Annotated in this window: 13 protein-coding genes; 9 read left to right on the top strand and 4 right to left on the bottom strand. The window is 36.6% G+C overall.

All coding sequences use genetic code 11. The features are described from left to right. Positions 1-128 precede the first annotated feature (128 nt). A complete protein-coding gene (locus BM012_RS02610) occupies positions 129-1,451 on the top strand; it encodes a DEAD/DEAH box helicase (RefSeq protein WP_061802008.1) in 1,323 nt (440 codons plus the stop codon). A gap of 129 nt (positions 1,452-1,580) precedes the next feature. Next, positions 1,581-2,471 carry a deoxyribonuclease IV gene (locus BM012_RS02605; RefSeq protein ID WP_061802007.1) on the top strand — a complete coding sequence of 297 codons (891 nt, stop codon included), beginning with the start codon at positions 1,581-1,583 and terminating at the stop codon, positions 2,469-2,471. Positions 2,472-2,528: 57 nt separating this feature from the next. On the opposite strand, the gene BM012_RS02600 is transcribed toward BM012_RS02605, so the two are convergent. Next, on the bottom strand, positions 2,529-2,786 hold the full coding sequence (locus BM012_RS02600) for a DUF2624 domain-containing protein (protein WP_061802006.1): 258 nt from the start codon (positions 2,784-2,786) through the stop codon (positions 2,529-2,531). 180 nt (positions 2,787-2,966) lie between these two features. On the opposite strand from BM012_RS02600, the gene BM012_RS02595 reads away from it, so the two are divergent. The 4 genes from BM012_RS02595 (at position 2,967) to BM012_RS02580 (ending at position 6,000) form a co-directional block, all read left to right on the top strand. Further along, positions 2,967-3,842 (top strand): YitT family protein, encoded by an 876-nt coding sequence (locus BM012_RS02595; protein WP_061802005.1) that lies wholly within the window; start codon positions 2,967-2,969, stop codon positions 3,840-3,842. Between the two features lie 178 nt (positions 3,843-4,020). Continuing rightward, positions 4,021-4,761 carry a metal ABC transporter ATP-binding protein gene (locus BM012_RS02590; RefSeq protein WP_061802326.1) on the top strand — a complete coding sequence of 247 codons (741 nt, stop codon included), beginning with the start codon at positions 4,021-4,023 and terminating at the stop codon, positions 4,759-4,761. Beyond that, on the top strand, positions 4,758-5,597 hold the full coding sequence (locus BM012_RS02585) for a metal ABC transporter permease (RefSeq protein ID WP_040056810.1): 840 nt from the start codon (positions 4,758-4,760) through the stop codon (positions 5,595-5,597). The genes BM012_RS02590 and BM012_RS02585 overlap by 4 nt, the downstream gene beginning before the upstream one ends. Beyond that, positions 5,587-6,000, top strand: a complete 414-nt coding sequence (locus BM012_RS02580; protein WP_019391462.1) for a Fur family transcriptional regulator — start codon at positions 5,587-5,589, stop codon at positions 5,998-6,000. The genes BM012_RS02585 and BM012_RS02580 overlap by 11 nt, the downstream gene beginning before the upstream one ends. A 38-nt stretch (positions 6,001-6,038) precedes the next feature. Here BM012_RS02580 and BM012_RS02575 read toward each other — a convergent pair whose 3' ends face one another. After that, complete coding sequence (locus BM012_RS02575; protein ID WP_061802004.1) at positions 6,039-6,410, bottom strand: DUF4190 domain-containing protein; 372 nt, start codon at positions 6,408-6,410, stop codon at positions 6,039-6,041. Positions 6,411-6,663: 253 nt separating this feature from the next. Between BM012_RS02575 and BM012_RS02570 the strand changes: the two genes are divergently transcribed. After that, positions 6,664-7,233, top strand: coding sequence for a 5' nucleotidase, NT5C type (locus BM012_RS02570; protein ID WP_061802003.1), 570 nt, complete (start codon positions 6,664-6,666; stop codon positions 7,231-7,233). A 26-nt stretch (positions 7,234-7,259) separates the two neighbouring features. On the opposite strand, the gene ispG is transcribed toward BM012_RS02570, so the two are convergent. Together ispG and BM012_RS02560 are read right to left on the bottom strand one after the other, a co-directional pair. Then, complete coding sequence (gene ispG, locus BM012_RS02565; RefSeq protein WP_061802002.1) at positions 7,260-8,378, bottom strand: flavodoxin-dependent (E)-4-hydroxy-3-methylbut-2-enyl-diphosphate synthase; 1,119 nt, start codon at positions 8,376-8,378, stop codon at positions 7,260-7,262. A 196-nt stretch (positions 8,379-8,574) separates the two neighbouring features. After that, complete coding sequence (locus BM012_RS02560; protein WP_061802001.1) at positions 8,575-8,898, bottom strand: LysM peptidoglycan-binding domain-containing protein; 324 nt, start codon at positions 8,896-8,898, stop codon at positions 8,575-8,577. An 82-nt stretch (positions 8,899-8,980) separates the two neighbouring features. Here BM012_RS02560 and BM012_RS02555 point away from each other — a divergent pair, with 82 nt between their 5' ends. Both BM012_RS02555 and BM012_RS02550 read left to right on the top strand, forming a co-directional pair. Further along, positions 8,981-10,171, top strand: coding sequence for an MFS transporter (locus tag BM012_RS02555; RefSeq protein WP_061802000.1), 1,191 nt, complete (start codon positions 8,981-8,983; stop codon positions 10,169-10,171). A gap of 432 nt (positions 10,172-10,603) precedes the next feature. Continuing rightward, on the top strand, positions 10,604-12,256 hold the full coding sequence (locus tag BM012_RS02550) for a Na/Pi cotransporter family protein (protein ID WP_061801999.1): 1,653 nt from the start codon (positions 10,604-10,606) through the stop codon (positions 12,254-12,256). The last annotated feature ends 239 nt before the right edge of the window (positions 12,257-12,495 follow it).

The following is a 12,495-nucleotide window of genomic DNA, read 5'->3' as shown; positions in this document are numbered from 1 at the left end:
AAAAAGGGAGTTGCTTATTGAGAGGGACCTTAATGAAGATGTTTTTGAAGGGTAGTATAGACTTTATAAGCATACTCGCTTATAATCATATACAGTTTGCTTTAGGGTAAAAAGAAAAGGAGATTAACATGAAACAAACCAAATTTGAAAAATTCTCGTTTCAACCGTTTTTAATAGAGGCGATAAAGGATTTAAACTTTTATGAGCCAACTGAAATTCAGGAGCGTATCATTCCCTCTCTGTTAAATGGGGAAAGTGCAATTGGACAATCACAAACTGGAACAGGGAAGACACATGCATATTTACTTCCTATTTTAAATAAGATTAATCCGCATAAAGATCATGTACAAGCTGTAATTATGGCACCAACGCGTGAACTTGCTCTACAAATTCACGAAGAAGTACAAAAAATTACGGTCTTCACAGAAGAAGATGCGAAGATAACGTCTAAATGCTTAATTGGTGGAACAGACAAGCAGCGTACAATTGAGAAGCTTAAGCAACAGCCACACGTTGTTGTTGGAACACCAAGTCGTATTCATGATTTGATGCAAGAAGGAGCTCTTTCTGTTCGCCAAGTGGATACAATTGTGGTTGATGAAGCTGATCTTATGCTTGATCTTGGCTTTATTGAAGATGTAGACCGCATTGCAGCAGCTATGAAGGAAGATGTTCAAATCCTTGTTTTCTCAGCTACAATTCCTGAGAAACTTAAACCATTCTTAAAGAAATACCTAGATAATCCACGCTATACACACGTTGCGCCAAAACAGCTTACAGCAGCAAAGCTTGAACATATTTTAGTTCCACAGCGTCATCGTGATAAAAAAGAGCTTGTTTATAATATGTTAACAAACCTTAATCCATATTTAGCAATCGTTTTTGCTAATACGAAAAAGAGTGCAGATGAGCTTGCAGATCACCTTTTAGAAAAAGGTCTAAAAGTAGCTCGTATTCATGGCGGATTAGAGCCTCGTGAACGTAAACGCAGCATGAAGCAAATTCAAGACCTTCAGTATCAATACATTGTAGCTACAGACCTTGCAGCACGCGGAATTGATATTCAAGGAGTAAGTCATGTTATTAACTATGAAATTCCACAAGATTTAGACTTCTATGTGCATCGTGTTGGAAGAACGGCTCGTGCTGGTTATGATGGAACGGCCATTACGATCTATGAACAAGATGACTATGAAGCACTTATGAGCTTGGAAAACAGAGGCATTGAGTTCCTAAATAAAGATTTAGAGCGAAATGAATGGATTGAAGTTGATGATCGCAACAAGCGCCGCAAGCGTGTTAGACAAGAAGATGAAGTTGAAAAAACGGCTCGTAAATTCATCCGTAAACCAGCTAAAGTAAAACCAGGATACAAAAAGAAACGTCAGCGTGAGATCGATCGTTATGTTAAAAAACAAAAGCGAAATACGAGAAATTCACGTAAGAAATAAAGTAAGGAAAAGACGCTCTGTGTAGCGTCTTTTTTGATTGAAAAGCTGCTTTTATGATAAAATAAAGCGTACTAAATTAGGACGCGATAAAAAGCAGCTGAGAAATATTTACGTAGTGGAGGTAGCAATATGCTTAAGATAGGCTCACACGTTTCTATGAGCGGGAAAAAAATGCTATTAGGTTCTAGTGAAGAAGCATCTTCATATGGAGCTAATACATTTATGATTTATACAGGCGCGCCACAAAATACAAGGCGTAAAAAAATTGAAGAACTAAACATTGAAAAAGGTCATCTTCATATGCGTGAAAATGGAATCGACAACATTATCGTCCATGCTCCGTATATTATCAATATTGGAAACACAAAAAACCCTGATACGTTCCAGCTAGGTGTTGATTTTCTCCGTTCTGAAATTGAGCGTACAGCAGCGCTAGGGGCCCGGCAAATTGTTCTTCATCCAGGAGCACATGTGGGAGCTGGAAGTGAAGATGGTATTTCACAAATCATTAAAGGTTTAAATACAGTGCTGACGGCAGAGCAAGATGTTCAAATTGCTCTTGAAACGATGGCTGGAAAGGGCTCTGAGTGTGGACGCTCCTTTGAAGAAATTGCTAAAATCATTGATGGTGTTACACACAATGAAAAGCTTTCGGTTTGTTTCGACACATGTCACACACATGATGCTGGATATAACATTAAAGAAGACTTTGATGGAGTATTAGAGGAATTTGATAAGATTGTAGGAGTTGAACGCATTAAAGTTGTTCATCTTAATGATAGTAAAAATGAACAAGGAGCAGGAAAAGACCGCCATGAAAACATTGGTTTTGGGCATATTGGTTTTAAAGCGCTCCACTATGTTGCGAACCATCCTACACTTGCACATGTACCTAAGATCTTAGAAACCCCTTATGTTGGAGAAGATAAAAAAAATAAGAAGCCTCCATATAAGGTTGAGATCGAGATGCTTCGTTCCGGAGAATTTGATCCAGAGTTTAAAGAGAAATTGTTTCAATAAAATAAGCCAGGAGAACGACTAGTGAGTTCCTAAGGGTTGTTCTCCTGATTATATACATTACTTTGCGATTAGTTCTTGAATGAGCTGATTAATCTTACGTGCTGTTTGTTGATCTGTTACTCGTGCAATTTTTTTTATCAACTCTTTTCTTTCCTCTACATTAAAAATATCAACCTTTTTTTCCTTCATAATATTAACAAGGGTAGCTGCCTGTGTATTCGTCAAGCTAACGTCATATTTTTTGCTATACTGCATTAGTTCTTTTTCAGACATACGATTGATTTTATTGTTCACAATCTGTTTGAAAATACCCATTCAAAAGCCTCCTTATTCTCGTTATTACAGTCTATGTTTATGAAGGGCAAACGTGTCTTAGTGCACAAAACGTGATTTCATAATGCATCCTAATAAAGTAAAGCCTTGGTTAATCAAAGAATCACAGAGAACTTTTGTGCATTTTAAGAAGTGAACCAAGAAGGGGGAGCCAAAGTTATTATGAAACAACATAAAAAAGAAAAGTTATCACACCTTTTAATGCGCTATCTTTTAATTATTGTTGGAGCAGGTTTAGCTGCTGTTGCAATTGAGCTTTTCCTTGTTCCGAACGATATTATTGATGGTGGCGTTATTGGAGTATCTCTTATTTTGAGTCACATTAATGCAGGATCTATCCCATTTGTAAACTTTGCAACGCTTGTTATTATCATTAACCTGCCGTTTATGTATTACGGATACAAATATATTGGCAAAACATTCGTCTTCTCTTCGATTTTCGGAATTGTATGTCTAGCTGTTATTGAATCACAGCTTCACCATGTAGAGGCTTTTACAACACAGCCTATTTTAGCTACCGTTTTTGGAGGGCTCATTCTTGGAGCTGGAGTTGGATTAGTTATTCGAAATGGTGGTACAATGGACGGTACAGAAATTTTAGGTATCCTCTTAACGAAGAAATTGCCGTTTTCACTAGGTGAATTTGTAATGTTTGTGAACATTTTTATCTTTATTTGGGCTGGCTTTGTATATGGTCCTGAGCAAGCGATGTATTCTGTAATGGCTTATTATATTGCCTTTAAAACCATTGATACTGTTATACAAGGACTTGATGAAACAAAGGCTGTGATTATTGTATCTGATCATTATGCAGATGTTTCTGATGCGATATTAGATCGTCTTGGCCGAGGAACAACAAAGTTAAAAGGAAAAGGCGGCTATACAGATGAAGATAAGGAAGTTATTTATGCTGTTGTAACACGTCTTGAGGTAACGAAGCTAAAAGCAATTGTACATGAAGTAGATCCAAAAGCCTTCATTACGATTATGAATACGCAAGAAACGAAAGGAGCGCAGTTCAAATCTGCCATCCACTAAAAAGGGCAGCCGCATCGATTTTGGAAAAAGATGCTGGCGTCTTTTTTTCTTTAAAAACCTTTGTATTTACAAAAATAATGTGTTCCTGTATACTACATAAGTAATCAAATCGTAATGATTCTTATAAAAAGTATGGTGAAGAACATTGACTCAACAATATGCACTTGAAGTAAACGATATGTCCTTTCGATATGATCGAGAAACAGTGCTAGATAATATTAACTTGAAAGTGCCACAGGGCGCTTTTTTAGGGTTGGTTGGACCAAATGGTTCTGGAAAATCAACGCTTATCAAAAGTATTCTAGGATTGCAAAAACCTTATAAAGGTTCTATTAAACTGTTTGGAACAGATGTGAACAAATATAAAGACTGGAGTAAAATAGGGTTTGTCTCTCAAAAGGCAAACAGCTTTAACTCAGGCTTTCCTGCAACTGTTTTTGAAGTGGTCTCAACAGGACTTACATCAAAAATTGGTTTATTTAAATTTATGAAGAGCGAGCATAAAAAGAAGGTAGAAGAAGCAATACGAGCTGTTGGAATGGAAGCATTTATGAAACGTAACATTGGGGAGCTTTCAGGAGGACAGCAGCAAAGGATTTTTATTGCGCGTGCCCTTGTAAGTGATCCTAATCTATTAATTTTAGATGAACCAACAGTTGGGGTAGATGCGTTGAATGTTCAAAACTTTTATGATTTACTTTCTCATCTCAACAAGGAAAAGGGAATCACGCTTTTACTTGTTACACATGATATTGGTACAATTACAGAAAAAGTTACTCATGTGGCTTGTTTAAATAAGCATCTTCATTTTCACGGAAAAACAGCAGAGTTTGAGAGTTTAAAAGATAAGGACCTGTCCGCATTTTATGGGCATCACGTTCACGTTCTGTCTCATGAACATGGAGGACAACCGGTATGATCGCAAATTTATTTCAGTTTGAGTTTTTACAAAATGCATTTATTACAGGGATATTAATTGGCTTTCTAGCGCCGCTTCTTGGTGCTTTTATCGTTGTAAGACGATTGTCACTTATTGCCGATGCGCTTAGTCATGTGACACTTGCGGGGATTTCAGCAAGCTTACTTTTAGAAAAAAAGCTTGGTTATCAGCTTAATCCTCTTTACTTTGGTATGATTTTTTCTGTAGCAGGTTCACTTTTTATTGAGAAACTGCGCGGCCTTTACCGTCACTACCAAGAGCTTGCCATTCCGATTATTCTATCAGGCGGGATTGGAATTAGCGTTATTTTCATTTCGCTGGCAGATGGCTTTAATAGCGATTTATTGAATTATTTATTCGGAAGCGTGAGTGCTGTAAGCCGAACAGATTTATGGACCATTGTAGGGGTTGCGATTGTTGTTACGCTTGCCATTATTATCTTTTATAAAGAGCTCTTCATTTTATCATTTGATGAAGAGCATGCAAAAGCATCTGGCGTAAAAGCAAAAGCTATTCATTTTCTATTTATTGTCATGGTTGCTCTTGTTATTGCAGCAAGTATGAATATTGTTGGTATTCTGCTTGTGTCTGCTTTAATGACGCTTCCAGTTGCAGCAAGTATGCGATTAGCAACAGGGTTTAAGCAAACAATTATTCTATCAATCATTTTTGGAGAAGTTTCCGTAATTGGTGGACTCATTTCTTCATATTACTTAGACCTTGCTCCAGGTGGAGTCATCGTTGTAATTGCCATTCTTATTTTGTTAGGGTCTATTTTAGTAAAAAAAGGGTGGGGAAGAAAACATGAACATTGATGATGCAATACGGATTTTAAAAGATGAAGGATACAAACATACAGGAAAACGTGAAGATTTGCTTACACTGTTTGCTGAAACAGATAAGTATTTAACAGCAAAAGATGTGTTAGAGAATATGAAAGATGCATATCCTGGACTGAGTTTTGATACAATTTATCGTAATTTGTCTCTATTTACAGACCTGAATATTCTAGAAGTAACAGAGCTTGCTGGTGAGAAACACTTTCGCTTTCAGTGTGCTGCTGGCCACCATCATCATCACTTCATTTGCTTGGACTGTGGGAAAACAGAGAAACTTGCAGCATGTCCAATGACAATTGTGGATGATTCATTAGATGGCTTTCAAGTAACAGGTCATAAGTTTGAAGTTTATGGTAAATGTAAAAAATGTGCGGTATAAGAAAAGGGACAAGCCTAGCTTGTCCCTTTTTTTGTTTGTTAAAAAAATGGGAGGATAAACATGGCGATAAGGAGGGAAACAATTCCGACTCCAATGGCCCATGTACCAGCGCCCCTTGCACCTTTACGACGAGCGATAAACCCTAACACAATGCCTGCAATACTAAGGATAACTGGAAGAAAGAAAAACGAAAGAACAGAAAGGATAAGCCCTAAACGCCCATAGCCAATTCCTTCACGACCATTTTGGTTGCTACGATCTTGACTTCTATCAGTACGTTTTTGCTCAATATATCGTTCATTACGAACATCTCCGCCTAATTCTGCTGCTGTTTCTTCCATGAAGGGTTCTTCATATTCTCGGTCTTTATACGGTGTATCTAAATCTTTTCGGTATTGGTCTTTCTCCATTGCAATCCCCGCTTTCTGTAATCTTGAATGGTCAAGATAACGTGTAATAAAGCTTGATGGATGAACTTATAAGAGATGGAGAGCCTCCCATAAGCAAAACACATTCTTCATTATCTCAACGAAGTATTTGCCTTATCAGCATAAAGCTGATTACTTATAGTATGGAGCAAATGCTCGTAATTATAGGAATTAAACTTTTCCATTTTTGGGACTATAGCTTGTATGCTACACTGTACATAAGGAGTGATAAAACGTGAGGAAAAAGCGATTTGGGATTGATATTGACGGAACTGTAACATCACCAGAAACATTTATACCGTACTTAAACGAAGCATTTCAGCTTACGTTGACAATTGATGATATTAAAGAATACGATTTGGTTCCGTTTGTAAATGTAAGCAGGGAAGAGCTTGGCCAATGGTTTGAACAGAACGAACGAGACATTTATAAAAATGCTCCATTAGCTCCATATGCAAAAGACATTTTAGCGGAATGGAAAGAGGACTACGAACTTTTTTACATAAGTGCAAGACATGACAAGCTACTTGACGTAACAAAAGGGTGGTTTGATGAGAATGGAGTACATTTTCATCACATTGATTTAATTGGATCACATGAAAAAGTGGAAACAGCTAAAAAATATGATGTAGATGTCTTTTTTGAAGATAAGCATGATAATGCATGTGAAATAAGTGAAGAATGTGGAATTCCTGTTATTTTGTTTGATACACCATATAATAGGCTGCCTGTTCCTCGAAATGTTCATCGTGTGACAACATGGCATGAAGCAAAAGAACTTATTGATAAGTGGTTTGGAAAATAAAAAAAAGCGCCGTTTGGCGCTTTTTTTTATACGTTTGCTTCTTCTTCTTGTTTTGCTGCTTTTTCTTTTGCATAATGCTCTTCAGCAATTTTGTCGATTTCTTTTTTCAGTTCTTCAACCATTGTTTCTTCAGGAACTTTACGTACTGTTTTTCCTTTACGGAATAAAAGACCTTCACCACGTGCACCAGCAATCCCGATATCTGCTTCACGAGCTTCACCAGGTCCATTTACAGCACAACCAAGTACAGCAACCTTAATTGGTGCTTTAATTGTGGAAATATATTCTTCAACTTCATTTGCGATACTGATAAGATCAATTTCGATTCGTCCACATGTAGGACAAGAAATTAACGTTGCAGCATTTGCAGCAAGACCAAATGATTTTAGAAGCTCACGAGCTACTTTGACTTCTTCAACAGGATCAGCACTTAGTGAGATACGAAGCGTGTTTCCAATCCCTTTTGAAAGAATAGCACCAAGTCCGGCAGCACTTTTTACCGTCCCAGCAAACAACGTACCTGACTCTGTAATACCTAGATGTAGAGGATAGTCAAAAGCTTTTGCTGCTTTTTCATATGCTTCAATTGCTAAGTTAACGTCTGACGCTTTCATAGAAACGATAATATCATGGAAATCAAGGTCTTCTAAGATTTGAATATGATGAAGTGCACTTTCAACCATTCCATCTGCAGTAGGGTAGCCGTATTTATCTAAAATACGTTTTTCAAGAGAGCCAGCGTTAACGCCAATTCGAATTGGAACTCCACGTTCTTTTGCCGCTTTTACAACTGCTTCTACTTTCTCACGACGCCCGATGTTACCTGGGTTAATTCGGATTTTATCTGCTCCACCTTCAATGGCTTTAAGAGCTAATCTATAGTCGAAGTGAATGTCTACAACAAGAGGAATGTTGATACGCTTTTTAATTTCGCTAATAGCATTTGCTGCACGTTCGTCTGGACATGCTACACGAACAATTTGGCAGCCTGCCTCTTCCAAACGTTTAATCTCTGCCACTGTTGCTTCGACATCGTGGGTTTTAGTTGTTGTCATACTTTGAATTATTACTTCATCGCTACCACCGATTGTCAAATGACCGACTTTAACAGGGCGAGTCTTCGTGCGATGTATGATTTCACTCACGTGTTAACATCTCCTTTTAGTAAAGTTCACATTTCAAACATTATTCCTTAATAAGAATAACGTGTTATTGAAAAAATAACTAGTAGTAAAAGTAAGTTGAATACATTTCTTTCTTCCGTGAATGGAAATACTACTAAGGAATGTGACTTTGTTCTTATATTTTAGCAATGAAAAGGGGAAGTTGACAAGAAATATACTAAGAGGAGCTGTAAATTGGAAATTTGTACTTCTTTCCAACTTGAATATTCTCAGGTGAGAGATTATCGTTTAAGCGTCGAAAATCTTGGCTGATTTTCTCAATATTTAAATTGGAGTCTTCCTTTTGTAGTTGACTAATAATAGATAGTACAGTATCTCCCTGTTGGACCACAACAGTTTGATACTCTTGTTTTTCTGGTTTTTGAACAGCTGCTGTTTCAACAGCTTGTGGAGAAGAGGCTTTCAGCGTTCCTACACTAATATCGTAATAAGCAACATACCCGATAAATAATACGATAAGAAGTACGCCTAGTTTTTTCATATATTCCTCCTTGCCTTTTGTACATACTCTTTTTAACTTATGTTAGAAAAAACATCATCATGATGAGAAAGAAGGAAAAGAAATGAATGATCGAAAAATTACTGTGATGCTTGGACTCCTTCCTTTTATAATGGTTCTTGGGAATTCTTCTTTAATTCCAATCCTCCCTGAAATTCAGCAAAATCTTAACTTAAATGATACGCAAACAAGCTTTATTTTAAGTGCATTTTCATTGCCTGCTGCTCTTGCTATTCCTTTTGTAGGCATCCTTTCTGATCGATATGGAAGAAGAAAGCTCATTGTTCTATCACTTATATTAGTGATACTTGGAAGTTTGATTGCAGGAGTTAGTGAAATTGTAGGGTCTCAATATAGCTACTCCTTGCTTACGGTTGGGCGCATCATCCAAGGAGTGGGAGCAGCAGGTACTACGCCTTTAGCAATGGCATTAGCGGGTGATTTGTTCAGTGGTGACAGAAGAGCAAAAGTGCTAGGTATATTGGAAGTATATAATGGTATCGGAAAAGTAATTGCTCCTATTATTGGGGCTGTAATTGCTCTTATCGCTTGGTACGCGCTTTTCTTTCTTTTTCCACTAGTGGCTATTATTCCTCTTATAGGGGTTACAAGATATGTGAAAGAAGAAAAACAGGAAAGCACGGTCTCTTTTTCAACTTATATTAAGAAGCTTGGGAAAGTTTTAAAACGAGAACAGCGCTGGCTGTATCCAATGTTTTTTTTAGGCGGTCTTTGTCTCTTCTTATTATTCGGCTCTCTCTACTATCTTTCCTTTCTTATTGAAGAAAAGTATGGGATGGATGGTTTTTTCAAAGGAACATCTTTTGCCATTCCACTAGGAGCGATGACCATTACTTCTTATTGGACAGGAAAGAGAATTAAGGAGAATAAGGTGATGATGAAAAAATTAGTAGTAATCGGTGTTACTTCTTTAATTTCCATGTTTTTTATCATGGTCTTTTTTCATTCACTACCTTTTTTAATGTTTTGTTTAACAGTAGCTCTTGGCGGATTAGGATTTTTGCTTCCATGTATTAATATGCTTGTGACTTCATCAGTAAGAGAGGAAGAGAGAGGATTCATCGTTTCGATATATGGGATGGTACGGTTCATTGGGGTAGCACTTGGGCCAATCATCTTTGAAAACTGGATGAAGGATGTTGAATTAATGTTTTATAACTCGTTAATGTTAACAATTATTGCTGCTGTTTGGTTAGGCTTGCGTACACGAATTCATGCCCCTTCATATCAATAAAGATTTAGTAGAAATGTTCAGTAATAACAAAAGCCTTAGAGTTTTTTTGTTGCTACGCGTTACATGAGGGGATGTGTAATATTAAGTAGGACTTAAAGGTTCGGAAGGAAATAGGCGATTTGTTAGCATTTAAATAAGTGTAAAATTCGGTAATTCAATGAATTAATTATATACCAGACTATAGTGACGATTCTTCGTGATGAGGCAAAAATTAAAAAAATAGAGCTTTCTTTCTCATTGAAAAAATAGGCTTTAATAACCTTATTTACCAATTTGTAAAATAAATAATAATCCAATGTAAACATAATGTTAAGTTATTGTAAATGTTAAATGAGTTCTGTTTACATAGTATTTTTTTTACGTTAAAACTATTTGTGGGTTTCAAAAAAATGTCGAAAAAATAGAGATAAAAAGCTTGAAGGGGTTGAAGATGTGGAATTAGATATCCAAACATTAATATTTGAATTTATTGGTGGACTTGGGATTTTCTTATTTGGTATTAAGTCTATGGGTGACGGCTTACAAAAATCGGCAGGAGACAAGCTGCGTGATATTCTCGATAAGTTTACAACAAACCCCATAATGGGTGTACTAGCAGGGATGCTAGTGACCATATTAATACAAAGTAGTTCTGGTACAACGGTTATTACTGTAGGACTTGTTAGCGCTGGTTTTATGACCTTAAGACAAGCTATTGGCGTTATAATGGGAGCAAATATTGGAACGACCGTAACAGCCTTCATTATTGGAATTGATGTAGGTGCTTATGCATTACCAATACTTGCAATTGGATCTGTTCTCATCTTTTTCTTTAATAAAAAACGAGTTAATAATATTGGGCAAATCTTCTTTGGATTTGGTGCTTTATTCTTTGGTCTTGAATTAATGGGAGGGGCAATGAAGCCTCTACGTTCTTTAGAGTCTTTTCAAGAGTTAACAGTAAGCATGAGTGATAATCCTATTTTAGGGGTAGTTGTTGGGACACTTTTCACTGTTATTGTGCAAAGTTCGAGTGCTACAATTGGAATTTTACAGGAACTATACGGACAAAATGCAATTGATTTAAAAGCAGCACTTCCTGTATTATTTGGTGACAATATTGGTACAACGATTACAGCAGTATTAGCATCTTTAGGTGCTTCAATTGCAGCAAGAAGAGCTGCTCTTACACATGTGTTATTCAATGTTATTGGAACAACGATCTTCTTAATTATTTTACCTTTCTTTACTCAGTTTGTTGGCTTTCTGCAAGAAGCCTTCTCGTTGAATAAACCAATGACGCTTGCTTTTGCACATGGTACTTTTAATTTAACGAATACGCTTATTCAGCTTCCATTTGTAGGTGTTTTAGCATATATTGTAACGAAAGTAATTCCTGGAAAAGATACAGCGATTGACTACAATCCTCGTCATCTCGACCCGGTCTTCATTGAACAATCGCCATCAATTGCTCTCGGACAAGCGAAAGAAGAAGTTGTTCGAATGGGGCAGTTTGCCACAACAGGTGTAGAAGAAACTGGACAGTATATGAAAACAAAGCAAAGAAAACATTTTGATACAGCTGTTCAAATTGAAGACGCAATTAATAATCTTGATCGGAAAATTACGGATTATCTTGTTTTGCTATCAGCGAGTTCGCTGTCACCAGGAGAAAGTGAAGAACATTCTATGCTCCTAGATTCTGTTCGTGATATTGAACGAATTGGTGACCATTTTGAGAATATCAATGAACTTATTGATTATCAGTTAGCAAATAAAGTAAGAATTACAGATGATGCTTCAGCAGATTTAGAAGAGATGTTCTCTCTTACTTTAAGGGCAGTAAAACAAGCAGTCTATGCTCTTGAACATAAGGACTTGAATAGTGCTCGAGAAGTGTTAGAAAAGGAACATAAGATTGATCTTATGGAACGAGCATTGCGGAAAAAACATATCTTACGTTTGAATGAACGTAAATGTTCAGGTTCAGCAGGGATTGTCTTTGTAGACATCATTAGTAATTTTGAACGAATCGGTGATCATGCTGTGAACATAGCTGAAGCTGTTTTAGGCGAAGAAGAAGATAAAGTACGTAATTATAGTTAGGATGAATGAAAATAACCGTAGACATAGATTTATGTCTACGGTTATTTTATCTTTATAGTTAACATTTTCTTTTATCTATTAAAGCAAGGAGAGGTTTTGAAGGAGTTACATTTTGGCAACATAATACTTAAAATGTTAAAAAGGAATTTATAGGAGGAGAAAACATTTTTTTAATGGATGGAAAATAACAGATATTAACAATTATATAGAAGTGGCGCTGGCTTCAATCATGTTTAAGG

Source organism: Priestia endophytica DSM 13796, from assembly GCF_900115845.1.
GTDB classification, from domain to species: Bacteria; Bacillota; Bacilli; order Bacillales; family Bacillaceae_H; genus Bacillus_I; species Bacillus_I endophytica.
Note: the sequence above shows the minus strand (reverse complement) of the source record. Positions and strands in the feature narration are given on the sequence as shown.